The organism is Sulfitobacter sp. SH22, assembly GCF_965641905.1.
GTDB lineage: Bacteria > Pseudomonadota > Alphaproteobacteria > Rhodobacterales > Rhodobacteraceae > Sulfitobacter.
On sequence record NZ_OZ282573.1, the window covers coordinates 809860 to 836601 of the forward strand.

General features: G+C 59.1%; 25 protein-coding genes. 11 read left to right on the top strand and 14 right to left on the bottom strand.

Going from position 1 to position 26742, the window contains the following annotated elements; all coding sequences use genetic code 11:
* The first annotated feature begins 7 nt into the window (after positions 1 to 7).
* Together prfB and ACSQ13_RS05955 are read left to right on the top strand one after the other, a co-directional pair.
* Complete coding sequence (gene prfB / locus ACSQ13_RS05950; RefSeq protein WP_176249969.1) at positions 8 to 1132, top strand: peptide chain release factor 2; 1125 nt, start codon at positions 8 to 10, stop codon at positions 1130 to 1132.
* A gap of 134 nt (positions 1133 to 1266) precedes the next feature.
* Complete coding sequence (locus ACSQ13_RS05955) at positions 1267 to 2679, top strand: amidase (protein ID WP_295508633.1); 1413 nt, start codon at positions 1267 to 1269, stop codon at positions 2677 to 2679.
* Positions 2680 to 2708: 29 nt separating this feature from the next.
* Here the strand turns inward: ACSQ13_RS05955 and ACSQ13_RS05960 are convergent, their stop codons facing one another.
* The 3 genes from ACSQ13_RS05960 to ACSQ13_RS05970 all read right to left on the bottom strand — a co-directional run bounded on the left by ACSQ13_RS05960 (position 2709) and on the right by ACSQ13_RS05970 (position 4982).
* Entirely contained in the window at positions 2709 to 2927 is a 219-nt protein-coding gene (locus ACSQ13_RS05960; protein WP_176249967.1) for a hypothetical protein, read from the bottom strand.
* Entirely contained in the window at positions 2924 to 4072 is a 1149-nt protein-coding gene (locus ACSQ13_RS05965) for an aromatic ring-hydroxylating oxygenase subunit alpha (protein ID WP_176249966.1), read from the bottom strand. The genes ACSQ13_RS05960 and ACSQ13_RS05965 overlap by 4 nt, the downstream gene beginning before the upstream one ends.
* Positions 4073 to 4190: 118 nt before the next feature.
* Positions 4191 to 4982: a helix-turn-helix domain-containing protein gene (locus ACSQ13_RS05970; RefSeq protein WP_176249965.1), complete on the bottom strand. Its 792-nt coding sequence runs from the start codon at positions 4980 to 4982 to the stop codon at positions 4191 to 4193.
* A 128-nt stretch (positions 4983 to 5110) separates the two neighbouring features.
* Here ACSQ13_RS05970 and ACSQ13_RS05975 point away from each other — a divergent pair, with 128 nt between their 5' ends.
* Positions 5111 to 5512 (top strand): hypothetical protein, encoded by a 402-nt coding sequence (locus ACSQ13_RS05975; RefSeq protein ID WP_435988229.1) that lies wholly within the window; start codon positions 5111 to 5113, stop codon positions 5510 to 5512.
* On the opposite strand, the gene ilvN is transcribed toward ACSQ13_RS05975, so the two are convergent.
* The 4 genes from ilvN to ACSQ13_RS05995 form a co-directional block, all read right to left on the bottom strand.
* Positions 5509 to 6069 carry an acetolactate synthase small subunit gene (ilvN, locus tag ACSQ13_RS05980; protein ID WP_176249963.1) on the bottom strand — a complete coding sequence of 187 codons (561 nt, stop codon included), beginning with the start codon at positions 6067 to 6069 and terminating at the stop codon, positions 5509 to 5511. The two genes, ACSQ13_RS05975 and ilvN, sit on opposite strands and share 4 nt — an antisense overlap.
* A gap of 76 nt (positions 6070 to 6145) precedes the next feature.
* Positions 6146 to 7897 (bottom strand): acetolactate synthase 3 large subunit, encoded by a 1752-nt coding sequence (locus ACSQ13_RS05985; protein ID WP_176249962.1) that lies wholly within the window; start codon positions 7895 to 7897, stop codon positions 6146 to 6148.
* 332 nt (positions 7898 to 8229) lie between these two features.
* On the bottom strand, positions 8230 to 8871 hold the full coding sequence (locus tag ACSQ13_RS05990) for a response regulator transcription factor (protein WP_295508625.1): 642 nt from the start codon (positions 8869 to 8871) through the stop codon (positions 8230 to 8232).
* Positions 8872 to 8882: 11 nt separating this feature from the next.
* Positions 8883 to 10301 (bottom strand): cache domain-containing protein, encoded by a 1419-nt coding sequence (locus ACSQ13_RS05995; protein WP_295508622.1) that lies wholly within the window; start codon positions 10299 to 10301, stop codon positions 8883 to 8885.
* 253 nt (positions 10302 to 10554) lie between these two features.
* Here ACSQ13_RS05995 and ACSQ13_RS06000 point away from each other — a divergent pair, with 253 nt between their 5' ends.
* The 3 genes from ACSQ13_RS06000 to ACSQ13_RS06010 all read left to right on the top strand — a co-directional run bounded on the left by ACSQ13_RS06000 (position 10555) and on the right by ACSQ13_RS06010 (position 15120).
* Entirely contained in the window at positions 10555 to 11643 is a 1089-nt protein-coding gene (locus ACSQ13_RS06000) for a TRAP transporter substrate-binding protein (protein ID WP_176249959.1), read from the top strand.
* Positions 11644 to 11781: 138 nt separating this feature from the next.
* The gene (locus ACSQ13_RS06005; protein WP_176249958.1) at positions 11782 to 12750 is read left to right on the top strand and encodes a TRAP transporter small permease subunit; all 969 of its coding nucleotides are present in this window, start codon (positions 11782 to 11784) and stop codon (positions 12748 to 12750) included.
* A 15-nt stretch (positions 12751 to 12765) separates the two neighbouring features.
* Complete coding sequence (locus ACSQ13_RS06010) at positions 12766 to 15120, top strand: TRAP transporter large permease (protein ID WP_295508618.1); 2355 nt, start codon at positions 12766 to 12768, stop codon at positions 15118 to 15120.
* A gap of 184 nt (positions 15121 to 15304) precedes the next feature.
* Here ACSQ13_RS06010 and ACSQ13_RS06015 read toward each other — a convergent pair whose 3' ends face one another.
* From ACSQ13_RS06015 to ACSQ13_RS06025, 3 genes are all read right to left on the bottom strand, one after another.
* Positions 15305 to 16126: an arginyltransferase gene (locus ACSQ13_RS06015; RefSeq protein WP_295508615.1), complete on the bottom strand. Its 822-nt coding sequence runs from the start codon at positions 16124 to 16126 to the stop codon at positions 15305 to 15307.
* Between the two features lie 69 nt (positions 16127 to 16195).
* Entirely contained in the window at positions 16196 to 16633 is a 438-nt protein-coding gene (locus tag ACSQ13_RS06020; RefSeq protein WP_176249955.1) for an RDD family protein, read from the bottom strand.
* 94 nt (positions 16634 to 16727) lie between these two features.
* On the bottom strand, positions 16728 to 17135 hold the full coding sequence (locus tag ACSQ13_RS06025; protein ID WP_176249954.1) for a DUF2852 domain-containing protein: 408 nt from the start codon (positions 17133 to 17135) through the stop codon (positions 16728 to 16730).
* A gap of 229 nt (positions 17136 to 17364) precedes the next feature.
* Between ACSQ13_RS06025 and ACSQ13_RS06030 the strand changes: the two genes are divergently transcribed.
* The 5 genes from ACSQ13_RS06030 to ACSQ13_RS06050 all read left to right on the top strand — a co-directional run bounded on the left by ACSQ13_RS06030 (position 17365) and on the right by ACSQ13_RS06050 (position 23109).
* Positions 17365 to 20196: a bifunctional [glutamine synthetase] adenylyltransferase/[glutamine synthetase]-adenylyl-L-tyrosine phosphorylase gene (locus tag ACSQ13_RS06030; RefSeq protein ID WP_295508610.1), complete on the top strand. Its 2832-nt coding sequence runs from the start codon at positions 17365 to 17367 to the stop codon at positions 20194 to 20196.
* Positions 20193 to 20465 (top strand): hypothetical protein, encoded by a 273-nt coding sequence (locus ACSQ13_RS06035; RefSeq protein ID WP_176249952.1) that lies wholly within the window; start codon positions 20193 to 20195, stop codon positions 20463 to 20465. The genes ACSQ13_RS06030 and ACSQ13_RS06035 overlap by 4 nt, the downstream gene beginning before the upstream one ends.
* Before the next feature lie 161 nt (positions 20466 to 20626).
* Positions 20627 to 21298 carry a DUF6778 family protein gene (locus ACSQ13_RS06040; protein WP_176249951.1) on the top strand — a complete coding sequence of 224 codons (672 nt, stop codon included), beginning with the start codon at positions 20627 to 20629 and terminating at the stop codon, positions 21296 to 21298.
* A 38-nt stretch (positions 21299 to 21336) separates the two neighbouring features.
* The gene (locus tag ACSQ13_RS06045; RefSeq protein ID WP_176249950.1) at positions 21337 to 22563 is read left to right on the top strand and encodes an RSP_2647 family RNA methyltransferase; all 1227 of its coding nucleotides are present in this window, start codon (positions 21337 to 21339) and stop codon (positions 22561 to 22563) included.
* Positions 22564 to 23109 carry an RSP_2648 family PIN domain-containing protein gene (locus tag ACSQ13_RS06050; RefSeq protein ID WP_176249949.1) on the top strand — a complete coding sequence of 182 codons (546 nt, stop codon included), beginning with the start codon at positions 22564 to 22566 and terminating at the stop codon, positions 23107 to 23109. It begins immediately after the preceding gene.
* Positions 23110 to 23118: 9 nt separating this feature from the next.
* Here ACSQ13_RS06050 and ACSQ13_RS06055 read toward each other — a convergent pair whose 3' ends face one another.
* The 4 genes from ACSQ13_RS06055 to ACSQ13_RS06070 form a co-directional block, all read right to left on the bottom strand.
* Positions 23119 to 23802 carry a M48 family metalloprotease gene (locus ACSQ13_RS06055; RefSeq protein WP_176249948.1) on the bottom strand — a complete coding sequence of 228 codons (684 nt, stop codon included), beginning with the start codon at positions 23800 to 23802 and terminating at the stop codon, positions 23119 to 23121.
* 84 nt (positions 23803 to 23886) lie between these two features.
* Entirely contained in the window at positions 23887 to 25074 is a 1188-nt protein-coding gene (locus ACSQ13_RS06060) for a vWA domain-containing protein (protein WP_295508603.1), read from the bottom strand.
* A 3-nt stretch (positions 25075 to 25077) separates the two neighbouring features.
* Positions 25078 to 25251, bottom strand: coding sequence for an apolipoprotein acyltransferase (locus ACSQ13_RS06065; protein WP_176249946.1), 174 nt, complete (start codon positions 25249 to 25251; stop codon positions 25078 to 25080).
* 18 nt (positions 25252 to 25269) lie between these two features.
* Complete coding sequence (locus ACSQ13_RS06070; RefSeq protein WP_176250219.1) at positions 25270 to 26604, bottom strand: DUF2927 domain-containing protein; 1335 nt, start codon at positions 26602 to 26604, stop codon at positions 25270 to 25272.
* Between the last annotated feature and the right edge of the window lie 138 nt (positions 26605 to 26742).

The window sequence follows — 26742 nt, forward strand, 5'->3', positions numbered from 1 at the left end:
ATAAACGATGCGCGCAGAGGCACAAAATACAGCAGATCAGATCAGCAAATCGCTGGATCTGTTGGCACAGCGTTTGAACGTGGAAACCGCGCCCTACCGTTTGGAAGAATTCAACGCCCGCGTCGAAGACCCCAATCTGTGGGATGATCCCGATGCGGCGCAAAAGCTGATGCGCGAACGTCAGGCGCTGGTCGATTCGATGGCGACCTATGACGGCATCAAGCAAGAGCTGGCCGATAATGTCGAGTTGATCGAGATGGGCGAAATGGAAGGCGACACCGAAGTTGTCGCCGAGGCCGAGGCCGCGCTGAAGGCGCTTGCCGCAACCGCTGCCCAAAAGGAACTCGAGGCCTTGCTGAACGGCGAGGCGGACAGCAACGACACATTTCTGGAAATCAACGCAGGGGCCGGTGGTACCGAAAGCTGCGATTGGGCGAATATTCTGGCGCGCATGTATGTCCGTTGGGCCGAGAAAAAAGGCTACAAGGTCGAGCTGCAATCCGAAAGCCCGGGCGAAGAGGCGGGTATCAAATCCGCCACCTACAAAATCAGCGGCCTGAACGCCTATGGCTGGCTGAAATCCGAATCCGGCGTGCACCGCCTTGTGCGGATCAGCCCGTTTGATTCGGCGGCGAAACGGCATACCTCGTTCAGCTCGGTCTGGGTCTATCCGGTGGTGGACGACAATATCGAGATCGAAGTGAACCCCAGCGACATTCGCATTGATACCTACCGGTCTTCGGGGGCCGGCGGTCAGCACGTGAACACCACTGATTCCGCTGTGCGCATCACTCACCATCCCACCGGCATCGTCGTGACCAGTTCCGAGAAATCGCAGCACCAGAACCGCGACATCGCCATGAAGGCGCTGAAATCGCGCCTCTACCAGATGGAGCTGGACCGCCGCAATGCTGCGATCAACGAGGCCCATGAAAACAAGGGCGATGCGGGATGGGGCAACCAGATCCGATCCTATGTTCTGCAGCCCTATCAGATGGTCAAAGACCTGCGTACGAATTACGAGACCTCGGACACCAAAGGGGTTCTGGACGGCGATCTTGACGGGCTGATGGGGGCTGCATTGGCCCTAGCCGTGTCGGGCAAGAGCCGGGCCGAAGCGCAAGCCGGCTAAGGGTCGAGGGGGCGCTGCCCCCGCCCTTGCGGGCCCCCCGGGATATTTTTGAGCCAGAGAAGCCGGGGATGTCATCCGGGGCTTGTTTCTGCCCGGCCTGACGCGTTTGATGGCGCAAAACAGGGGGGACGGTTTTGGATATTCTGGACATGGGCGCGGTGGCGCAATCAGAGGCACTGGCTGCGGGCAGTTTGACGGCAGTTGCGTTGATGGAAGCGAGCCTGGCGCGGATCGAGGCGGTAAACGGTGCGGTCAATGCGGTTGTGTCTTTGCGCGAGCGCGAGGCGTTGTTGGCCGAGGCGCGTGCCGCCGATGTGACCCCCCGCCGTGGTTGGCTGCATGGTATTCCCATGGCGATCAAGGATTTATCCGATGCCAAGGGGCTGCCCACCACCATGGGATCGCCGCTTTTTACCGGCACCGTGGCGCAAAAGGACAGCGTGTTTGTCGGGCGGTTGCGTGCGGCGGGGGCGATTTTCATTGGCAAAACCAACACGCCCGAATTCGGATTGGGCAGTCATACCTTCAACCCTGTGCATGGGGCCACCTGCAACCCCTATGACCTGAGCAAATCGGCGGGCGGGTCATCGGGCGGGGCGGCGGCTGCTTTGGCCTGCGGGATGGTCAGCGTTGCCGACGGATCCGACATGATGGGCAGTTTGCGGAACCCTGCCGGATGGAACAATGTCTATGGGATGCGGCCCAGTTGGGGCACCGTTCCGGGGGAGCCTGAGGGTGACATGTTTTTGCATCAACTGGCCACCTCTGGCCCGATGGCGCGCAGCCCGCGTGATCTGGCGGCCTTGCTGGATACGATGACAGGGGCCGACCCGCGCCAACCGTTTGGCATCAGCCCTGCCGCCACCTTGCCGCAGATCGACGGGCAGGGGCCGCAGGTCCGGATCGGTTGGCTGGGCGATTGGGGCGGTGCCTTTCCCTATGCCGAAGGGATCGCCGCGCTGAGCGAGGCGGCCTTGGGGCAGTTCGCTGATCTGGGGCATGTGGTGTCTGATATCGCAGCGCCTTTTAATGCGGAGAAAATGTGGGAGGCCTGGATTACCTTGCGGTCCTTTGCCGTGGCCAGCGGGTTGGGCGCGATCTTTGAGAATGAGGCCAAGCGCGGGCATTTGAAGGAGGCCGCCCAGTGGGAGATCCGGCGCGGTCTTGAGATGACTGCGATGCAGGTCCAGCGCGCCAGTGTGATCCGGTCGGATTGGTATCGGCGGGCAGCGGCCTTGTTTGATACGGTAGATGTGCTGGTGCTGCCTTCGGCGCAGCTTTGGCCGTTTCCCGTGAAAGACGTGCATCCTGTGGAAATCGCCGGTCGCAGCATGGATACCTATCACCGCTGGATGCAGGTCGTGGTACCGGCCGGGCTGATCGGGCTGCCGGTGGTCAATGTGCCGGCGGGGTTTGGGGAAAACGGGTTGCCGGGCGGGCTCCAACTGATCGGGCGGCATGGCAGTGACGCGATGCTGTTGCGGGTGGCGCAGCATTGGCACGAGGCGACCCGTTGGCCGCAAAAGCGGCCACCTGCATTGGGTTAACGTCCGCAAAAGCGGCCACCTGCATTGGACTAAAGCGGTGTCTCACGGCCTTGCGCGATCAGTTCGGCGCGCAGGGCGGGGGCGTCTGGATGGCCAAGTTCCAGCGCGAAAACATAGGCATGGGTCAGATAGAAACCCGCCGCATCCGGCCCATCCGCGGCTGCGGCGGCCCGGGTGTAAAGCGACACCAACGCGGCTTTGTCATCCGCGTGGTGGGCCGCAAGAAGCCGGTCGTTCAGGTCGCTCATGAGGCGGCGCGGTGGGCTTCCAGCTGGGATGCGACCCAATCGTGGAACATATGGGTGGGCCCGTCCATCGCGGGTGAAAACCGTCCGCCGTCAAACTGAACCCCGTGACGCCCGCGTTGCATCCCTTCGACGACAAAGATGTCCTCTTCGAAGACCTGTTTCCACTGATCGGTATTGCGCGCGCGCAATTCAGGGTCTGTGGCGGGGGCCGCATAGTAAAGATGCACGTTTTCGGTGGTTTTTTCCGGGCCTTCGGGAACCAGAATGATCGCGAAACTATGGTCGCGGTGCACACCAAGCAGCACATTGGGGTAGGCCGTGACATATTCTGCCGCCGTGTCCCATTTATCGGAAAGATCCGCGAAATCGGGGAAGGACTTGCCGTCCTCCCCTTTGAGCTGGCGATAGACCATCGTGCCCTGACCGGAGAAATGGCCTGCGTTTTCAATATGGTAGTGGTCTTCGAGGCGGGAATAGCTGTTCAGACCCGGATGCACCCACGGCAAATGATAGCTTTCGCAATAGTTTTCAACGGCGAGCTTCCAGTTGCAGTTCACGGTGAGTTGGAACCGGCTGTCGGCCCCGCCGTGATACAGGGGTTTGTCGAATTCCGCCCACCGCGCAATCAGATCGGCATTGGCCTGTTCAAAGGGCTGCGCCGTGCCGGAAATGTTGATCCAGATGACATCCATCCAGACATGACTGCGGATTTCAACCAGGCCCAGCAAGGCGCGGTCGATGCCGGCGTGGGTGTTCTGCCCCGGTCCGCCCACATGAGGGGTCGAGACCAGCCGCCCTTCGGTGCTGTAGCACCAACTGTGATAGGGGCAGCGGATTGCGCCGTCGATTTTGCGGGGTGCATCGACAAGGATCATCCCGCGATGGCGGCAGGTGTTCTGGAACACCCGCACTTGCCCCGATCTGTCACGCACGACCAGCAACGGCATCCCCAGAAAGGTCAGCGGCACGGCATCGCCGATTTCGGGCACATCAGACGCGGTGGCAAGGCCGGGCCAGTTGTTGAACAATACCGCCTGACGTTCTTCGGCAAAAACGCCCGGATCGATGTAATGGGCATTGGAAAGGCCATTGGCCTGATCGATCGGGCGGCGCACCGTGCTAAGATCGGTAGGGGACATGTTCATGGCGCTCTCCTTGCTGGTGATCCAAGGCTAGCGTCAAATTCCACCGCTCAGCGTGCATTTAGCGACCTGTTTTTAACGGCTGCGACATCGGGCACAGAACTTGGCAGGCAAAATGGTGTCAGGCGAAATCCTGATCGGGGCGCAGCAGGCGTCGGTGGAACGGGGGAATATCTTCGATGGTGTAAAACCCCTTGCCGCGGGCCGCGTTCAGCACAGTGGCCGTGTCTTGTTGCAGATATTCATAGACCAGCCGCGTCGCACGGGTGCCGGCGGTGACTTCGGGGATTGTCCGGGTGGTATAGCCGGCCCAAAAGTTATTGCCGAAAGAGGCCGTACGCCCAAGGTAGTTGAACGAAGATGTCATTCCGTTCTTGCGCCCGGCGATGATCGCCAAGCCTTCCTCCTGGGGCAGCACGACACCGCGAAACTCGCGATATATGGGCGAGGTAGGGAGGCTTTGCATCCGCATCGCCTTGGTTGTCTCGAAGCCGCGCAAAAACGTGGCGTTGCCAGTGCGAAAGACAAAGACCAGGCCGATGACAAACAGATCATGGTCAATGAAGCTGCGCCTTGAAAAGCGGTAAAACCCGCTGGGAAAGACATTCTGCGGAATGGCATTGGTGCCCGAGACCAGAAATTCGCTCATGTAGTGGCCAAAGGTGGGGGGTTGCGGGGTGATTTCGGACAAAGGTTCAAGCAGGATACGCGCGTCCAATTTGAAATACGCGCAGATCCGGGCCAGGATATCCGGCCTGGGAAAGCTTTCCCCTGATAGGTAGCGATTGAATTGCGTCCGGTTGATGCCGAGCCTGCTGGCAAGCACCGTGACCGAGGGTTGATCCTGAGATAATTTGCGCAGGTTTTCGCCAAAGACCGATCGGATTTGCGCGGGGTTTTCTTTGTTCGGCATCTTTCCACCCTCTGAAACTTTAGATTGCATGAGACAGGACCAGACTACAAGAGTATGACGCTATTTAGCGTCAAAACATGGTGCGACCGACACAAAATGACACCTCAAAAAAATCGACAAATCATCGGATGTTAGCAACAATCCTTACAATCAATAAATACACGAGGGAGTATGAATTCATGTATGGTGTGGTCCTGTGGAGCGACGATTTCGACAAAAAAGCCGTGTTTTGGTGTGAAGACCAAGGGGATCTCGCGTATTTTTCAGGGTCGCAAGACAGTACGGTTTCGACCTTTGATGCAGGGGACCTTGTCGAGTTTGACATAAGCCGCGACAGCAAGCTTAGAACCGCAACAAACCCGCGTATTGTTCAGGAAAAACTGGACATTCAGTTGCCGGCCAAACTTTTGGCCGAAGCCCCTTGCACAAATCCAGCGGCCAAACCTCCCGCGCGGCAGTCTGCTGAAATTGTCGATTTTTCCAGCAGACGATCCAACTATGTGGACGAGTTTCGCGCCGAATTCGCCTAGTCGCCGCGCGGCAGGGCCGCAACGCCGGTCCGCGCCACATCTGTCAGCCCCAAGGGGCGCATCAGATCGGCAAATGCGTCAATTTTCTCGGGCGCGCCGGTGATTTCGAAAATGAAGGTCTCTAGCGTGCTGTCGACGACACTGGCGCGAAAGATATCAGCCAGACGCAGGGCCTCGACACGTTTATCACCAGTGCCCGACACTTTGAACATAGCCAATTCACGCTCAACCGACGGCCCCTCGACGGTCAGGTCGTGGACATCGTGAACCGGGACGATCCGGCCAAGCTGCGCTTTGATCTGTTCGATCACTTGTGGCGTCCCTGAGGTCACGATCGTGATCCGGCTGCGGTGGCCGGTGTGATCCACCTCGGCCACGGTCAGGCTGTCGATGTTATAACCACGACCGGAAAACAACCCGATCACACGGGCCAGCACGCCGGGTTCGTTTTCGACCAGAACCGCAAGGGTATGGCGTTCGATTACATCCGAGAAATTCGCACGCAGGTTATAGGCAGAATGGCTGGTAGAGCCTTTTTTTAGTTTTAGGGCTGACATCTGACTGTCCTCTTCATCTGATTTCGTCGCCGGAGTTTTTAAAAACTCCGGTCCGTTTTCTTTTAAAGAAAACGCGTTACACCAAGACCGACCCTTTTGCGTCAATCACACCTTGCGTATCCACACCGGCCAGCATCATGTCGTTATGCGCTTTGCCTGACGGGATCATCGGGAAACAGTTCTCGTGCTTTTCAACCAGGCAATCAAAGATGACCGGCCCGTCATAGGTGATCATTTCCATGATCGCGTCATCCAGATCATCGGGATCGGAACACAGGATCCCCTTGGCCCCGAACGCTTCGGCCAGTTTCACGAAATCGGGCAGGGACTCCGACCAGCTTTGCGAATAGCGCTCGCCATGCAGCAATTCCTGCCACTGACGCACCATACCCAGACGTTCGTTGTTCAGGATGAACTGTTTGACGGGCAGGTTATACTGCATCGCCGTACCCATTTCCTGCATGTTCATCAGCCATGACGCTTCACCGGCCACGTTGATGACCAACGCGTCCTTATGCGCCATCTGCACCCCGATGGAGGCAGGGAAGCCATAGCCCATGGTGCCAAGCCCGCCCGAGGTCATCCAGCGGTTCGGATCTTCGAACCCGAGATATTGTGCGGCCCACATCTGGTGCTGGCCTACTTCGGTGGTGATATAGCGGTCGTATTTCTTGGTCAGTGCCTCAAGCCGGGCCAACGCGTATTGCGGCTTGATGACCTTGCCGTTTTGTTCGAATTTCAGGCAGTCAATGCTGCGCCATTCGTTGATCTTCTTCCACCATTTGGCCACCGCTTCGCTGTTGGTTTTGCGGCCACGGGATTTCCAGACCTTCAACATGTCTTCCAATACATGGCCGACGTCGCCCACGATCGGAATATCGACGCGGATGATCTTGTTGATGGAGGACGGATCAATGTCGATATGCGCCTTGGTCGATTTCGGGCTGAACAGATCGACAACGCCGGTGATCCGGTCGTCAAACCGTGCCCCGATGTTGATCATCAGATCGCAATCGTGCATCGCCATGTTGGCCTCGTAAAGGCCGTGCATCCCCAGCATCCCCAACCATTTGTCGCCGGACGCAGGATAGCAGCCCAAACCCATGAGGGTGGAGGTGATCGGGAAGCCTGTTGCCTCGACCAGTTCGCGCAGCAATTGCGATGCCGCAGGGCCAGAGTTGATGACGCCGCCGCCGGTGTAAAATACCGGGCGTTTCGCGGTTTCCATCGCGGCGACCAGTTCGGTGATCGCTGTCATGTCGCCTTTTACGGGCGGCTGGTAATGGGAAACCGACGGTTTCTTGGGCTCGTACTGGCCTGTGGCGAACTGCACGTCCTTGGGGATGTCGACCAGAACCGGGCCGGGACGGCCAGAGGTGGCAACATGGAAGGCTTCGTGCAAAACGCCGGCCAGCTTGTCGGTGTCTTTGACCAGCCAGTTATGTTTCGTGCAAGGACGCGTGATGCCAACGGTGTCGGCCTCTTGGAAGGCATCAGACCCGATCATGAAGGTCGGCACCTGACCGGTCAAAACAACCAGCGGGATCGAATCCAGCAAGGCATCGGTCAAACCGGTCACCGCATTGGTGGCACCGGGGCCGGATGTCACCAGAACAACGCCGGGTTTACCGGTTGAACGGGCATAGCCTTCGGCGGCGTGAACGGCCCCTTGTTCATGGCGTACCAAAACATGCTTGATGCTGTTTTGCTGAAACACCTCGTCATAAATCGGTAGGACAGCGCCGCCGGGATAGCCAAATACGGTATCGACGCCCTGATCGATCAGGGCTTGGACGATCATTTTCGCTCCGGTCATTTTACGTGTCATCTTGGTGCTCCGTAGGGTGGTGTTTCGGGTCTTGTGGGTCAGGTTTCAATTTTGTCGTGGCGCATAAAAAAGCCCCCGGTTTTGGCGGGGGCGCATGGTGACGATTATGGTCTGCCGTTACCGGCCCATGCGCGTGTGTCCTACAATGACGACTAGAAATGTCATGGCCAAAGGCTCCTCTTTACGTTTGGGGACATTATGAGCGGGGAAAAGGGGCGTCAATGGCCAATTTGATGAAAAAGTGTCGCACCGGGCAAAAAATCTTTGCATTTATTGCGCGGGGTTCAATTTATTTGAAGCTTTGCAAAATTAGGTCGGTGAATCAGGTGATTTCAGATGCGCACACCGGTTCCTTGCAGCACGCCGTGCTCCATCGCGTAGCGCGTCAAACCGGCGGTCGAGGAAATGCCGAGTTTGCGTTTGATGTTCTTGCGGTGGGTTTCGACCGTGCGCACCGAGATATCGAGGATCGCGGCGACTTCCTTGTTGGCCCTGCCTTGCGCCAGCTCCAGCAGGATCGTTTGTTCGCGTTCGGTCAGGGCCTCGCGGGCGGTGTCCTTTGGCTCAAGCGAGCCTTGGGCACCCGTGCACAGATACCGCTGACCCTGCATCACCTGATCAATGGCCAGCTTGATTTCATCGGTTGGCACGTCTTTGAGGATATAGCCCATGGCCCCGTGACTAAGCGCCGATGAAATATATTCGGGGTTATCATGCATCGACAAAATAACGATGCGCATGTCGGGGCGGCGTTCCAGCACGATTTCGGTCGCCGACAGCCCGCCCACATCGGGCATGTTCAAATCCATCAAGATCACATCGGGGTCCAGTGCCTCGAATTGGTCGATCGCGGCGCGGCCATTGGACAGGCATCCCACGACCTGAATGTCGTCATAGCTTTCCAGAATTGATTGGATGCCTTCGGCGACCATGGGGTGATCGTCAACGATCATGACTTTGACAGGGTTTGTCATTGCGTGGTTTCCTAAGAATTCGGGGCAGGGGTCGTCAGGCTGGATTCAGGCGGCAACAGATGGGTCAGTGGAACAGTTGCCTTGATCCGCGTGCCACCCCCTTGCGCCGCCACCAGTGACAAGGTGCCGCCCAATTGGTCCATCCGTTCTTGCATATTGCGCAGACCAAGACCACCGGAGCTTTGTATCCCGCCATAGATGCCGCGCCCGTTGTCGCTGATTTCGAGGGTGGCACCCTGACGGTGGCCGCGCAGGTCGACGATGACCTTTGATGCGCCAGCGTGACGTTCGATATTGGTCAAAGCTTCTTGGGCGATGCGGTACAGGGCGATCTTGGCGTCATTGTCCAGACGGTTGCGGAACACGACCGTGTTGAATTGGCACGCAATCCCCGTCCGCGCCGAGAATTCGTCGACCAGTGTTTTCAGGGCCGGGCCCAAGCCCAGATCGTCCAGCACACCGGGGCGCAAATCGCGGCTGATGCGGCGCACCTCTGAAATGGCCTGACCCAGACTGTCGATGCCTTTGCCCAAGGGGTCGGCGGCACGGCGGTCGCCGCGGTCCAGACGGCGGCGGGCGTTTTCAAGCGCATAGCGCACCCCGACTAATATCTGGCTGATCCCGTCGTGCAATTCGCGCGCCACGCGGCCACGTTCTTCTTCCTGGGCGTCAAACACCCGTTGGGTCAGTTTCTTGAGCTTGGCATCGGCCAGACGCCGTTCGCGCAGGTTCACCAACATGCCTGTCCCGAACACAAGAAACAGCGCCGCCAGCGTAATCGCCCCGATATAAAGGAACGTCCGTTGCACGCGGGCCAACACATCTGCGCGCGCCGAGGCGACGCTGGACAGAATATCGTCGATAAACACACCCGTGCCCACCGCCCACCGCCAACTGGGAAAGGAGGTGACATAGGTGATCATCTGCGCTTCGACCCCGGTCGACGGTTTGCGCCACAGATAGGTGTGATAACCACCGCCATCGCGGGCAATGCGGATCAGTTCGTTCACCACAGGGGTGCCGCTGCTGTCGGTTTCACCGCTGAAATTCCGGTTGATCCGGTCGGTTTCGCGGGGGCTGACAAGGGCGGTGCCGTCAAAGTCATAGACAAAGAACTGCCCCTCGTCGCCATAGATCATTGCAGACAGGATTTGCGTGACCTGCGCCTTGGCAGCGTCGTCCTGCGGCGATGCAGAGCCGTAGACAAAATAGAACCCGTTGCGGGCCTGGGTGACATAGTTGCGCAGTTCGACCTTTTTGGCGGCGATCAGCTGGTTTTCCAACGTGTTGATCTCGCGGTCCGCCAGCGCTTTGGCCTGAAGCGCCACAACAATCGCGATCCCTGCCACGGCCAGCACCAGTGGCACGGCAGCAAGCAGTGTCAGCTTTTGGGCATAGGTCGGGGCAAGGCGGGAAAACAGGCGACGCATGTGATTCTCGTAACGGGAATCAGTGCCGAATCAAAGGATAAGTTCAGGGGGTAACCGTGGCTCAATCGTGGCCACGAAGCCCGGTGTGCCTAATTTTTGGGCGTCAAACGGGTCATTATCTTGCGCTCGGGGCGGGTCTCTACGCACTAATTGGTATTTCAAACCCGGGGGGATCGGTTAGATTGCTAACACTTGAAACGACCCGCGCGTACGTCAATTGCGCGGGCATCCTATACTCGGGAGGAGTATCCTTATGGACCGTCGTTCATTTCTGAAGACATCCGCACTTGGCGGCACAGCAGCCGCCGCATCCACGCTGGCCGCACCGCTTTACGCCCAAGGCAAGCGTACACTGACAATGGTCACATCCTGGCCCCGTGGCTTTGCCGTTCTCGATGACGCGGCAACCTACCTGAACAACATGGTTAACGAGATGTCTGACGGCACCTTGACCATCGAAAAGAAAGCACCGGGCGAACTGGTTGGTGCCTTCGAAGTGTTTGACGCGGTATCCTCCGGTCAGGCCGACATGTACCACGCGGCTGACTACTACTTTATCGGTCAGCACCCAGGTCTGGCGTATTTCACCGCCGTTCCATTCGGTGGCACAGCGCAAGAACTGACAAACTGGTACCTGCACGGTGGCGGTCATGAACTGCACAACCAGATCGGTGAAATCTTCAACATGAAGATGTTCCTTGCCGGTAACTCCGGTTCGCAGTCCGGTGGCTGGTTCCGCAAGGAAATCAACTCTGCCGCAGACTTCAACGGTCTGAAATTCCGTATGCCGGGCCTTGGTGGCAAGGTTCTGGGTAAACTGGGCGCTTCAGTTCAGAACATCCCCGGCGGCGAACTGTATCAGGCGTTGTCCTCGGGCGCGCTGGACGGTCTTGAGTGGGTTGGCCCATTCGCGGATGAACGCGCCGGCTTCCAGGAAGTCGCCAAGATCTACTACACAGCCGGCTTCCACGAGCCAGGCTCCGGTTTGACAGCATCCGTTAACCTGGATGTCTTCAACGACCTGACACCAGCCCAGCAAAAGATCATCGAATATTCCTGCATGGCGACAACGCACACAGGTCTGGCCGAAACGCTGGCAAACAACGGTGCCGCACTGGCACGTCTGCAGCAGCAAGGTGTTAAAACCATGCAGTTCCCAGACGATGTTTGGGATGCATTCGGTGCCGCGTCCAAAGAAGTCATGGACGAAAACATGGGCGACAGCCTGTTCGCAGACATCCGCAACAGCTTCGAGACATCCTTGCAGTCCTCTGCAGAATGGCTGTCCAAGTCTGACGCGTATTATGTGAACCAGCGTCAGCGCGTTCTGGGTCAAAGCTAAGCCTTTCGATCACTTTGTCAGGGGCCGCCATCGTGCGGCCCCTGACGCACACCACGACCTTGGGTTTTCACCCCGGGGGCAACACAGAATTTCGCATAAAGCCCTATCTTAACCGGGGCAGGCGAAGGGGGGACTTACATGGCAGACGATGTGGTATGCGCTGGATTTTTCCGCGCGGCAGAAGGTGCCAAGATAAGCTGTCTGGACAAGTTCCAGGACGGCAATCTGGTCAACTTCGTTCTCGGCAACATCCTTGAGGCATTTTACAACTTTTTCGCCGCTTTGCTTAATCCGGGCATGTGGCTGAACTGGTCAAACAGTGAATCGCTGATGCGGTTCATCTATTACGGTGCATCGGTCGAGCTGTTTTTCGTGCTTTTCATCGGGCTGGTCATCGTCACCGGTTTCGGGATCTGGAGCAAAGGTTTCATGTGGGGCTGCGTGCGCGGCCTTGAAGGCTTCGCCAATACGGTGGGCCGCTTTTTCGCATGGGCCGGCCTGTTGATGGTGCTGCAACAGATCATCATCGTTTTCATGCAGCGGATTTTCACCCGCCCCGATATTTCGGTCGGTTTTGGTATTCCGCTTCAGTTCGACATCAGCTGGTTTGCCGAAGAGCTAAAGCTTTTCAATGCCTTGGTCGTCTGCCTTTGTGTGAGCTACACATTTGTTCAGGGCGGTCACGTCCGCGTTGACCTGTTCTATGCGGGGGCGAAATACCGCACCAAGCGGGTGATCGACATGTTCGGCGCGCTGTGCTTCATGCTGCCATTCGCGATCGTGACATGGCTCTATGGCTGGTTCTTCCTGTGGCGCCATCTGGTCACACCAAACCCGTCTGCATCCGACCGTCTGGATCTGCTGCTGCGCAAAGCGCGCCTGCTGAAATGGAACGTCGAAACCATCGGCTTCTCGCCAAACGGGTTCAACGGCTATTTCCTGTTCAAAATCCTGCTGTGCGCCTTCTGCGTCATGGTGATTTTGCAAGCCATCTCGACGTTTTATCGCGCCATGCTCGAGTTCCGCGAAGGACCCGAGAGCGAAAACAAATATCTCGACCGCGATACGCTGGGCGAGGGCGAAGAAGCCTATGAGGGCACACATTAATTTAAGGGGCGTCCGATGCTTTTTGGTCTCGACGGGGTCGAAGTTGGCCTGATTATCGTTTTTGTCTGTCTCTTTGGCGGCATTTTGTCTGGCTTTCCGGTGGCTTTTGCCATCGGGGGGGCCGGTGTTATCTCATTCGCGATCATTGCGGCGCTGGATAGCGCAGGGTTGTTGATCCATCAGGCGATCGACCAATCCTCGCAAGCCTACCGTGATCTTGTGAATTCCGGCGTGCCCAATGATGCGGTATCCAAGTTCAGATACCCTGATTTGCCACGTATCGGCGAAAGCGTTTTCCCCGCCGGTTGGGAAGAGGCGATGAACCGCAACGTGTCGTTCATTGTGAACCGCATGAACGAACGTGTTCTGGCAGGCCAGTCCATCGAAACACTGCTTGCCGTTTTGATGTTCGTTCTGATGGGCATCACGCTCGAACGCTCCAAGATTGCGAATGATCTGCTGACCACGATGGCGCGCGTCTTTGGCCCGCTGCCCGGTGGTCTGGCCGTGTCGATCGTTGTTGTGGGCGCGTTTCTGGCCGCATCGACAGGTATTGTGGGTGCAACTGTTGTGACCATGGGCCTGCTTGCGCTGCCGACAATGCTGCGCAACGGCTATTCGCCGGAACTGTCCACGGGCGTCATCGCGGCGTCGGGCACTTTGGGGCAGATCATTCCGCCCTCCATCGTGATCGTTCTGCTGGGCACATTGGCTGGTGACTTGTATTCCGCCGCCCAAGAGGCGCGCGCGACATCTGCCGGCTGTACCGATGCCTTGACCTATCTGGGTCAACCGGCGGTGGTTTCCGTTGGGACCTTGTTTCAGGCGGCCTTGCTGCCGGGCATCCTGCTGGCACTGCTTTATGCGCTTTATGCCTTTGTCTATGCGCTGTTTAACCCTGAAAAGGCACCTGCTGTGCCGATGGGGTCGACCAATGCAGAACCAATCACCCGCGGTGAAGGGTTCACCTGGTTCCTCGGCGCACCGGTTTTGCTGATTGTCGGCACGATCTTCCTGGGCAACATGGGCATCGTCGGCAGCCAGTCCACGGTCGTATCCAGCTTTAGCGATATCGGTGAAGGCGCCAGCCTGCGCACCAATGTCGGGCCCGAGTGTCAGACCGCGATGATCGAACTGCATGGTCAGGACGCGTGGGATACCGCCGTCGCCGAACAGGCCGCAATCGAAGCAGCAGGGGGCCAGCAGGCCAGCGAAAAGCTGTCCGAGGAAGCCCTGGCGCAAAAACAGGCTGACAAGATCAGCGATGCCGCGCCCATCGGTACCGGTGTTGCGATCATCCTGATCTTCCTGGGCTTGGTGCTGACGACAGGACGCGGCGTGTCGCCGTCATCGGACAGACGTCCGTTGATCATCGGCGGGATCGGTCTGGTTCTGACGGTGCTGGTCGATATCCTGCTGGTCGGTCCAACCACATCGCCGGGGACAATGGTCGTGCTGATGGCGCTCCCGTTTGTTGCCGTGATGTACGGGGTGCTCTATGCGCTGAAGCTCTGCGCGGGCAATGAATTGATCCGCGTGGTGTTCCCGCCACTGGTTCTGATCGTTGCTGTTCTGGGGTCGATCCTTGGAGGTATCACCAACCCGACACCGGCGGCGGCACTTGGTGCCGGCGGGGCGATCATGCTGGCGGCCTACCGCAAGCTGACCGATCTGGACCGGTCACCCAAGGTGATCATCTGGTCCACACTGGCGATCCTGATCTCTATCCTCGTGGGGGTGAACTTTGACCTGCGCATCAATCAGGACGACGTCGGGTTCGAAAACTGGGTCGCGTTCTTTGTGGCTTACGGTGCCTATCTCTATGCGGTGTTCGGGTTGCTGTTCTCGTGCTGGATTTTGTACACATCCGGGGTTCTTAGCCCGGTCGTGCGCGAAACTGCCAAAGTCACGTCGATGGTGTTCACGATCCTGATCGGGTCGCAGTTGCTGAACCTTGTGGTGATCTCCTTTGGCGGCGAACATTACATCCAGCAATGGCTCAAGAGCTTTGACAACGAGCTGACCGTGTTCCTGATCGTGATGCTGGTGTTGTTCGTGCTGGGCTTCGTTCTCGATTTCCTCGAGATCATCTATATCGTGATCCCGATTGTCGGGCCGGTGATTTACGGCGGCACCTTTGACCCTAAATGGGTGACCATCATGATCGCGGTGAACCTGCAAACGTCCTTCCTGACACCGCCCTTCGGCTTTGCGTTGTTCTATCTGCGCGGGGTCGCCCCGGCGAGCGTCACAACCGGCCATATCTACCGCGGGATCATTCCGTTCGTGTTGATCCAGGTCGGGGCTTTGGGGCTGTTGTGGATGTTCCCTGTGATCGTCACGATCGTGCCGGATCTGATCCCGAACTGATCGGGGCACATCAGGTTTAAGAAAAAGCTAAGGGCACCCGGTTGGGTGCCCTTTGTCGTTTTCGGTAATGTGTGGGCGTGATCCTTTGCCGGACCTCAAGCCGCGCACCCGGCATCGAAATGAGGGGGCTGTCTGCCCCCTCAAACTCCCCCGAGGATATTTGAGAGCCAGAGAAGGCGGAGGATCAGCTGCGTTTGGGGGACAGATCGGGCAGGGCGATATTGGCCACCTGTTCGGCGATCGGGTCGGTGTGCAACGGGTGATGGTCCGGGTTGAAATCGGACGGGTCTTTGAGCTTTTGCCACTGGCCGCCGACATAGACCTCGAGGCCGGAGAACTTGGCCTTATAGCCCATTTTCTGGCTGCCCGGCACCCAGTAGCCCAGATAGACGTAAGGCAGGCCGGCGGTGCGGGCGATGTCGATATGATCCAGGATGATATAATTGCCCAGGCCGTTTTGCGGCAGGTCGGGGGTGTAGAAGGAATAGACCATGCTGACCCCGTCACCCAGAACATCCGTCAGGCAAACGCCGATGAGTTCTTTGGTGGTGGTGTCAGTATATTGGATGACGCGGCTGCGGATCGGGGTTTCCTCGATCATCGCGGCGAATTCGAACACATCCATATCGGCCATCCCGCCATCGGCATGGCGGCTTTCAAGATAGCGGCGGAACAGGTCGTATTGGTCTTCGGTGGCCCAGGGCGACGTGGCGCGGCGGGTCAGGTTCGCATTGCGCTTGAGAATCCGCTTCTGGCTTTTGCTGGGGGTGAAATCCGCGACATTGATCCGCGCCGACAGGCAAGAGGCGCAATCGGCACAGGACGGGCGGTAGAGCACGTTTTGCGAGCGCCGGAACCCTTGGGCGGACAGGCTGTCGTTCAGGATCGCTGCGGTTTCCCCTTGCAAGGCCGTGAACAGTTTGCGTTCAACCCGCCCCTCAAGATAGGGGCAGGGCTGGGGCGCTGTCACATAGAACTGCGGGGCAATGGGAAGGGTATGGCGCATGCTAATCCGATATTGTTCACAAAAGGATACCAACAGGGTTTCGGGACGCCAAGCCCCTTTCGCGGTGCGCTAGATTTCCTTGCGCCGGTTCAGCGCAACCGTGCCGAGCACCATGTCGCTAAGCCCTTGGCACCTTGCGGTTGTGCCCATCAGAACAATGGAAATCAGTTGCAGCGGCATCACGCCGATGCTGATGGTATAGCCCAATGTGTGCAGGAACGCAGTGCCTGCATCCAGAGGTTCGTCGGCATTTGTGCGCAGCTCCATCCCCATCAGGCGCATACCCCAAGTGGCCGATCCGCTGCTCAGGGTGGCCACACGGTAGACAAAGCCGATGACGAGGATCATCAGGGGAAAGAAAAACACCCCGCTAAAGGCGGTAAAGGGCAGGGTCACGAGGCAGGCGAGAAAGATGATGACCGCATCAACGACCCAGGCAAACAGGCGTTTGGCGGCAACACCGTCGTAGAATTCGGGCTGGATGTCGGGATCGGGGGTCAGGCTCATGTCGGTGTCCTTGTCGGATTGGCGGTGCCGCTATGGGGCAGCGGTATGGCGGGTTTGCCCCCCGTATGTCGGGGGGCAAGGGGGCTGGTCAAGATTATGCGTTTTGCACATCTTCGCTTTTGTCGGAGCCTTCGGCCATGAACTGGTCGAATTCGGCCTTGTCCTTTGCTTCGCGCAGACGGGTCAGGAAGGCCTCGAAATTGGTTTGCTCTTCTTCGAGGCGGGCCAATGTGTCGGCCTTGTAGGCGTCGAATGCGGCGTTGCCGGTGGACCGGGTGGTCATGTGGCGGTGGCTGCTGCGCTTGGCACAGGAGGATGATTTAAACATGCGTTTACTCCAGATCATATAAGCAAGAAGGGCAAGGCCTGCGGGCCAGAAGACGATGAAACCGGCAACCGTTGCTGCGATCCAGGCGGCCTTGCCTTTGGAGTCGAGAAAGTCTTCGGCGCGGCCCAACCAGCTGCGTTGCGGTGCATAGGCGGGGGTATAGGTCTGTGTCATGAACGTCCCTTTCGGTCAGAGTGTGGTGGCCCTGAATACCTCGGGCCTGATGTTGTGCGGGTGTATGTAAATCCCCTTCACATTACAGTAGATTGTGGCTGTTGGGGATTTGCGCAAGAGGTAATGTAAATCTTTTTTACATTATTTTGCTGCGCGGGCATGACCCGATTGATTTCATGGGGAAAAACCAGCCATTGACCGAAACCGCCGAAACAGCGAATGCTGGGGCATGACCAGTTTTGCCAGCCAGATCACCCGCGTTCCACGCATTTTCACCGCCGATCAGGCCGATGATGCGCGGCGTGCGATGCCACATCTTGCGCCGGAACTTGGCGCTTTGGTGGCCGGGGCAGGGTCCGTGTCGCCCTATCTGCTGGACCTGATGCAAAAGGAAGCCGCGTGGTGCGAAGCCGCCTTTGATGATCCGGCAGCCGCCGTGCAGGCCGAGATTGCGGGGGCGGGCGATGTGCCTGATGACCAGCTTGCCAGCCATCTGCGGCAGGGCAAGCGCCGGGTCGCGTTGATGACGGGGCTCGCCGATCTGGCGGGTGCCTGGGAGCTGGAGCAGGTGACCGCTGCGTTGACGGATTTTGCCGACGCGGCCTGTCAGGCGGCCCTTCGCGCGGGTTTGCGTGCCCAGATCAAGCGCGGCAAGCTGCCCGGCATGACGGCAGAGGACGCCGAAACCGGCGCGGGCATGGTTGTGCTGGCGATGGGCAAGATGGGCGCGCACGAGCTGAACTATTCATCGGACATTGATCTGATCTGTCTGTTTGATGAAACCCGTTTCGAGACGGATGATTTTCACGATGCCCGCACCGCCTTTGTCCGCGCGACCCGGGCGATGAGCGGGACGTTGAACGATCTGACCGGCGACGGCTATGTGTTTCGCACCGATCTGCGGCTGCGCCCTGATCCGGCAGTCACCCCCGTTTGCATGGCGATGGAGGCGGCGGAGCGGTATTACGAGAGCCTGGGCCGCACCTGGGAACGCGCTGCCTATATCAAGGCGCGGCCGGCGGCGGGTGATCTGGTGGCCGGCAACCGGTTTCTATCCGCCTTGCGCCCGTTCGTGTGGCGGCGCCATCTGGATTTCGCCGCGATTCAGGATGCCCACGACATGCGCCTTGCGATCCGCGAACATAAAGGTCTGGGTGGCCCGATCACCTTGCCGGGTCACAACATGAAGCTGGGGCGCGGCGGTATCCGCGAGATCGAATTTTTCACCCAGACCCGTCAGTTGATTGCGGGGGGGCGTGATGCCGACCTGCGGGTGCGGGGCACCTGCGAAGGGCTGGCGGTGCTGCGGGAAAAAGGCTGGCTTCCGGCGGATGTGGCCGAGACCCTGACCGATCATTACCGCGCGCACCGCACCGTCGAACACCGCATCCAGATGATCCGCGACGCGCAAACCCATACCTTGCCGACCACCGAAGACGGGTTCGCCAGACTGGCCGCCATGATGGACCGCGACATTGGCGAGCTGGAAACCGATCTGCACCGCCGTCTGGCCGAAGTGCACCACCTTACCGAAGGTTTCTTTGCCGGATCGGACACCGCGCAACCCGATGCGGCGCAGTCCCAAGGCATGGCCCATGTCTTTGACAGCGCCGTTCTGGACCGCTGGTTTACCTATCCGGCCTTGCGCAACGCGCGCGGGGCCGATCTTTTTGCCGAACTCAAACCCGGGTTGCTGGCGCGTCTGGCCGAAGCCGACAAACCGGCCGAAGCCTTGCTGGCCTTTGACGGGTTCCTGTCGCGCCTTCCGGCAGGGGTGCAGTTGTTTTCGCTGCTCAAGATCAACCCGTCGCTGTCGGAACTGTTGATCGACATCGTGAGCACCTCGCCGGAACTGGCGGAATATCTGTCGCGCAATGCGGCGGTGTTCGATGCGGTAATTGGCGGTGATTTCTTTAGCGACTGGCCCGGAGAAGCGGCACTGCGAGACGCCTTGAGCGATGCGCTGAAAGCCGAGGGCGATTACGAGGCGCGGCTGGATGCGACCCGACGCTGGGCCCGTGAATGGCATTTCAGGGTTGGGGTGCACCATTTGCGCGGGTTGACGGATGCGGCCACGGCGGGGGTGCAATATGCCGATCTGGCGCGCGCGGTGTTGCAGGCGCTTTGGCCGGTGGTCGTGGATGAATTCGCCCGCAAACACGGAACGCCACCGGGGCGGGGCGCTGTGTTGGTCGGCATGGGGTCGCTGGGCGCGCGGCGTCTGACTGCGACCTCTGATCTGGACATGATCGTGATTTACGATCCGGCAGATGTCGAGGCGTCGGACGGCAAGCGCCCCTTGGCCGCACGCCTGTATTATGCGCGTCTGACCCAGGCGATGATCACCGCAATGACCGCCCCCATGTCCCAAGGGCGGCTTTACGAGGTGGATATGCGCCTGCGCCCTTCGGGCAATCAGGGGCCGGTCGCCACCAGCCTTGCCAGTTTTGAAAGCTACCAGATGACCCAGGCTTGGGTTTGGGAGCATCTGGCGCTGACCCGTGCCGATGTGATCGTGGGGCCAAAAGATCTAGCGGATGATTTCGTGGCACTGCGCAGCAACGTGCTGGCCAAGCCGCGCGACAGGTCAGCCACCTTGGAAGAGGTCGCGCAGATGCGGGGGCGTCTGGCGGCAGCAAAGGCGGCAGATGGCATCTGGGACGCAAAGAACGGGCCGGGACGGTTGCAGGATATCGAATTACTGGCCCAAGCGGGGGCGTTGCTGCGGGGCGAAACCGCGTTCCAGATCACCGCCGGCCTTGATGCGGCGGCTGCGTCCTCGATCATCAGTGCTGCGGATGCACAACGGCTCAAGGATGCCTATGACACCTGCTGGGCGCTGCAATCGGCGACGCGGCTTTTATCGGCAAAGATTTTGCGCAGCGACCAGTTGGGGCAGGCGGGCAAGGGGTTTTTGACGCGCAGCCTGCACTGCGACAGTCTCGAAGCGTTGGAAACCCATCTGGCCGAGACCTACAATGTGGCCGCATCCATCATTGACGGCGCGTTGCAAGACTTTACCAAGGACCCGGACAGCGGCCCGGAAAAGGACACCCCATGAAAAAAGGCGATGCGTTGGACCCCAAAGGCCTGATTTTCGAAGCCTACCAGATCGAGGGCATCACCAAATCCGAATGCCGGACGATCTTTCTGGATTGGGCGTTGAGCCTGCCACTGGATACAGACACCGGCCCCACGATTCGGGTCATGCTGGACAGGTACGGCATCACCGAACCGCAACACCCGATGACCGGCGTTATGCGCGAAGGGCTGCAAGCTATGGCCGCACCTCGCCGTCGCGGTGGATGGAAAAGCCGCCCCCGACATTAAGGCCGCAGATTGCAGCCAAACACTGAAATCGTACGGAAATGTGCAGAAATACCTTTGTATCGTCACAGGTCTTGTGCATTTCCGCCCCAAACCTGCCCCATTTCGGGGTCAAACACTCCCTAACCATAGTAACAGCCGATACGTATTGGCGGGAGATGATGATGAAACTTTTTAAGATTTTTGCAGTCCTAACCCTTGGCACGCTGGTATCTGGCTGCGCAGTGACAGACACGGCAACACGCAACGCGGTCAGCTATCCGATCTCGCCGGGTCTTGCCTCGACGGAAACACAGCAAGCGGCAGCGCCAGCGGCGTTTATGTCAAACTTGCAGATTTCCGAAATTAAGGTGGTCGTTCCCGAAACGCTCAAAGTATCCGAGGCCAACCGCTATTACCCGTCCGGTGACATCGTTTGGCGCGGCGACCCCATTGGCGACCGCCATGCGCAGGTCAAAGCGATCTTCGAGGCCGCGATCCAGAAAACCGCCCAATCCGTCAGCGGTGAAATCCCGACCCTCGTCGGTGTCGAAGTCCTGCGTTTCCATGCACTTACGGAAAAAGCCCGCTATACCACCGGTGGCGTGCATTCGATCAAGTTCCGCATCACCCTGCGCGATATGCGCACCGGTCTGCTGCTGGCAGAGCCGCATGAGGTCAAAGCCGACCTTGACGGTCTTGGCGGTCAGGTCGCCATCGAGGCAGAGCGCATCGGCCAGACCCAGAAGGTCCGCATCACCGACCACCTTGCCGAAGTTGTCCGCCAAGAGCTGACCCGGCCCGGCGGTCACAAAAATGCGAAACTGGGCATGTTTCAGGCTTTGAACAAACTCTGAGCTTTCCCAATCCATCAGAACCGACTAGAGGGGGCGTTATGACAACGCCCCCATTTGCATCCGCCCCGACCTCCGCCCCTGACTTGCCAGTAGTTCGCCTGCTGCCCAAGGCCAATGCCCGTGCCATTCGTCACGGGTTTCCATGGGTTTACGCCAATGAAATGGTCATCGACCGCCGGACCAAGGGCCTTGCCCCCGGCAGCCTGGCCATTCTCGAGGACGCCGCCCGTCAGGTGATGGGTGTTGTCGCGGTGAACCCGCTCTCGAAAATCTTTTGCCGGATGTTGGATCAAAACGCTGAAGCCGTGATTGATGTGGATTGGTTCGCCGCCCATATCTCGCGGGCGCTGCAATTGCGCGAACAGCTCTATGATGCGCCATTCTACCGTCTGGTCCACGCCGAAGCCGATGGCTTGCCCGGTGTCGTGATCGACCGTTTTGGCGATACGGCTGTGATCCAACCCAACGCGGCATGGGCCGATGTCCATATCGACGCGCTTGTGGCGGCCCTGATGGCTGTGACCGGCATCAAGAACGTGCTGAAAAACGCATCTGGACGCACTCGGACCTTGGAAGGTCTGGACGATGTCAGCCTTGTCTTGCAAGGGCAGGCACCCGAGGGGCCGATCCCTGTTCCGATGAATGGCGCGATCTATATGGCCGATCTGACCGGCGGTCAGAAAACCGGCATCTTCTATGACCAGCGCCCCAACCATGCTTTCGCCGCCAACCTGTCCAAGGGCAAGCGCGTGCTGGATGTTTTCGCCCATGTGGGGGGCTTTGGCCTTGCTGCTTTGGCAAACGGGGCCAGTTCGGTTCTGGCCGTTGACGGGTCTGCACCTGCGCTTGAACTGGCGCAAAAAGGGGCAGAAGCGATGAATGTGGCCGACCGGTTTGCCACCCGTCAGGGCGATGCCTTTGACGTTCTGACAGCCCTGCGCGCCGAAGGTGCCGAATTTGATGTGGTGATCTGTGATCCGCCCGCCTTTGCACCGGGAAAACCGGCGCTTGAGGCCGGATTGCGGGCCTACGAGCGCCTTGCACGTCTTGCAGCACCCTTGGTTGCGGAAAACGGGATCTTGGCGCTGTGTTCCTGTTCGCATGCAGCGGACCTGACGCAATTTCGCACCTCGTCGATCCGCGGGATCGGTCGGGCAGGGCGGCGTGCCGCGATGTTGCACACCGGATTTGCCGGACCAGACCACCCGCAACTGCCACAGCTGGCCGAAACGGGCTACCTCAAGTCGTTGTTTTTCCGCCTCTAAATGACTGTGCGGGTTCTGATTGACGCCTGCGTTCTATACCCCACTGTGATGCGCGAGATCGTGGTGGGGGCCGCGCGCGCAGGCGCGTTTACCCCGCTGTGGTCCGCCCGTATCCTTGAGGAATGGGCCCGCGCCGCCATCAAGATCGGCCCGACCGGAGAGGCACAGGCCCGCGCTGAAATCGCGCTGTTGCGCGCGGCTTGGCCCAAGGCAGAGGTCACCCCGACGCCGGGGCTGGAACGCCGCCTGTATCTGCCGGACGAGAATGACATTCACGTGCTGGCATCGGCGATTTCGGGCAATGCGGATATCATCATGACGTTGAACGCCAAGGATTTCCCCCGTGGGGCCTTGGCCGAGGAAGGGCTGTCGCGGGTCGATCCGGACAGTTATCTGCATGGCATCTGGTCAGCCCAGCCTGCGATGATCGAACCCGTCGCACAAGCCGTGCTGGATCAGGCGCGGCGATTGTCGGGGCAAGCTTGGGAGATGCGTGCGCTGCTCAAGAAAGCGCGGTTGCCGCGGCTGGCCAAGGCGCTTGGCTAGGGCGTCTGATTAAGGCGTCCAGCGCTTTTGCAGGCGGGTCAATTCGGCGATGCGGTCTTCGGTCTTGGGATGGCTCATCAGCCAGGCCGGCGCGGTGCCATGGTTGGTCTGGGTCAGGGCCTCGAGCTTTTTGAACAGCGATATTTGCGGCGCGACCCCGATGCCGGCCTTGGTCAAAAGTGCGGCCGCATAGGCGTCGGCCTCGTATTCATCGGCCCGCGACAGGCGCGCGGCCAGCATGCTGGCGACCATATTGGCAATCCAGACCCCGATGCCGGGGATCAAACGCCCCAGAATCATCCCAAGGGCCGCGCGCATGGCGTTCTGGCCGGAAAAATCGATCATACGGCGGCGAGAATGGCCAAGGGCGACATGACCCAATTCATGGGCGATCACACTGGCCAGTTCCTCGGCTGAAACCTCGCCCGATCTGAATTTGTTGTAAAACCCGCGCGTGATAAAGATGCGCCCGTCGGGGGCGGCCAGACCATTGACCGGGGCTACTTCGTAAATATGAACCTTGATGCGGGGCAGATCGAGGGCCTTGGCCATCTTCGCGCTCATCTCGGCCAGGGCCGGGTCAACCAGTTCGGTGGATTTCTCGTCCAGTTCCTTGGCGGTGCGCCAGGCGGAAAAGCGGTACATGGCAAGGCCATAGAGCACCGCAAGCAGGATGGGGATGACGCGTATCATACACTCAATATGGGCGCTCTGCGCGCGAGGGCAAGCGCAGATGAGTATTTATGAAAGGGTGAAGCGAAGGCCGGGTCACATGGGTCAGCGGGTAAGGGCCCGCATGCCGCGGCTGAGCCCTTCGAGGGTCATGGGGACCATTGCATCGGCACCGAATATTTCCTGAACCATTTTGATGGATTGGGTGTAGGGCCAGTATTTTTCGGGGATCGGATTGATCCAGAGGCTGCTTTTCCACTGTTCCTGGGCGCGGCCCAGCCAGACGGAGCCCGCCTCGGGGTTCCAATGTTCATTGGCCCCGCCGGGATAGGCGATCTCGTAGGGGGACATGGAGGCGTCGCCGACGAAGATGCATTTGTAATCGGGCCCGTAGGTGCGCAGGACGTCCTGGGTGGATTGCTGTTCGGCCCAACGGCGGCGGTTGTCGCGCCACACGCCTTCGTAAAGGCAGTTGTGGAAATAGAAATATTCCAGATGTTTGAATTCGGCCTTGGCCGCGCTGAAGAGTTCTTCGACGGTTTTGATATGCGGGTCCATGGAACCGCCAACGTCCAGAAACAGCAATACTTTGACAGCGTTGCGCCGTTCGGGGCGGGTTTTCACGTCAAGATAGCCATGTTCGGCAGTGGCGCGGATGGTGCCGCCCAGATCCAGTTCATCAGCTGCGCCATCACGCGCCCAACGGCGCAGACGTTTCAGGGCGACCTTGATGTTGCGGGTGCCCAGTTCGACCGTGTCGTCGAGGTTCTTGAATTCGCGCTTGTCCCAGACCTTGACCGCGCGCTGGTGGCGCGAGCCTTCCTGACCGACGCGCACGCCTTCGGGGTTGTAGCCATAGGCCCCGAAAGGCGAGGTGCCTGCGGTGCCAACCCATTTATTGCCCCCCTGATGGCGGCCCTTTTGTTCTTCGAGCCGTTTGCGCAGGGTTTCCATCAGCTTGTCGAAACCGCCTGCCGCTTCGATCTCGGCTTTTTCCTCGGCGGTCAGATGCTTCTCAGCCATCTTTTCCAGCCAGTCCTTGGGGATATCTACCGCTTCAAGAACGTCGTCCAAGGCGATGTTTTCCAAGCCTTTAAACGCTGCGGCAAAGGCCTGGTCGAACTTGTCGATGTTGCGTTCGTCTTTGACCATGCTGACGCGGGCGAGGTAATAGAAGGCATCGACATCATAGGTCGCAAGACCCGCTGCCATCCCGTCTAGAAACGCCAGAAATTCCCGCATGGAAACGGGGACTTTGTGGCGGCGCAATTGGTCGAAAAACGGCAGGAACATCGATCAGGCTCCGGAAAGGATGCGGTCGATGAGAACTGTAAGGATCATGCCCACGATAATAAAGGCCATGGCATAGCCGGCGGCATATTGTGCGATGTCCTTGCGGTTTCCCTGACGTTTATACGCGGTAAAACCGCCCCAGACAGCGCCAATCAGCGCGAAAATTATTACGATCATTTCAGCCCGCTTTGCGTGTTATTTGAGCGGGTTCAGTGACGCGATTTCGCGCATTTTGGCCCGCACAGCCCAATCAGAGCCAAAGCCGTAACGCGCCCAGCCAAGACTGTCCAGCCTGACAAGCTGCGCTTCGGCCACGCGGTTTTCCAGCTCCAGTGCTTCGGCGCGCAGTAAAAGAAGGGTGCTGAGCAAGGCCGCGTTTTCACGGCGGCGTGCAGTTTCAATATGTGGGCCAATTAGCCGCAGCGCTTCGGCCCCATCGCCAGTGGCGATCGCATAGGCCCCCAATTGCGTGGCGACATAGGCGCGGTGCAGATCGGTGCCGGGGTTGCGGGAATAGAACAGCTCGGCGAGCTGGTATTGCTTATGCGCGGCTTCCTGGTCGCCGCTTTGCAAGGCGCGGCCCATGGCGTAATGCGCAAAGGCGCGGCGGTGATCCTGCCAGCCCAGACTTTGCGCAATCTTGATCGCGCTATAGGCGGCATCCTGACGTTGGCCATCGGAACGACCGGGCCCAAGCGCGCCCTGAACGGCCAGATTCCATTCGCGCGGGGTCCGCGTGACAAAGCGGGCTTTGGTCGATGTGCCGCGCGGGTTGATGCGGGCAAAGATACCGGGCAGGGCGTTTGAGACCTGACCGCGTGTCATGCCGGACCGCAAGGCGGGGTCATAATAGGCCCGCAAGATCATCATATCAAATCCGGTCAGCACCGTATGGACATTGTCGTCGTTAAAGACGGAGTCGGGCAGGCGGTAGAGATCGTTGAGCGGCCCAAGGGCTTGTGCGACTTCTTCGTGCAGGCAATCGCGCACCTCTTGGGGGCTGGCATCATTGGGCAAAAAGATTGCGATCCGCTTGCGCGTGGTCATCAACGACCAATTGGTCTGGGCGTTGCGCCGGACTTTCTTGTATTCGTCGATGCTGCTGACATTGGGGGCCACAAAACAGGCGGCCTCCGGCAGCACCTGCCGGATTTTGGACCGGCTGACCGCTTCGATGGTGATGTTTGCATCGGCGGCCTTGGTCGGGCTGATGTCGATGCGCGCCTCTGACCGAAGCCGCGAGATCAGTCGGGTCAGATCGGGGCCAAGGGTGCTGGGCGGGGCACCTATGACCCGGATCGTGATTGGCCCTTCGAACCGGGTCAGAACGCGCAGGTCCTTGCCGCTTTCCATGCGGAATGACAGATCGATGAAATCCAGCGACAGGTCGTTATTGGATCGGGGCGCGGCTTGCGGGTAATGGGCCGTAAAGCTTTTCATCGCGGGCAAGGATGAGGACGGGCTTTCAAAGGCCGCACGGGTGACGACGCCGGGATGGGAGGCCGGAACACAGGCATTTACCAACAACATGATCGGAAAGAGAAAACGGCCCCTCACGTGCGGTCACCACAAAAGCCCGGGCGCAACGCTCCGGTGCGGGTCGCAACGAGAGTGCGCATTGACAGCACGAACCGTGCCAAATTCATATCAATCATTTGCCTGCGTGCC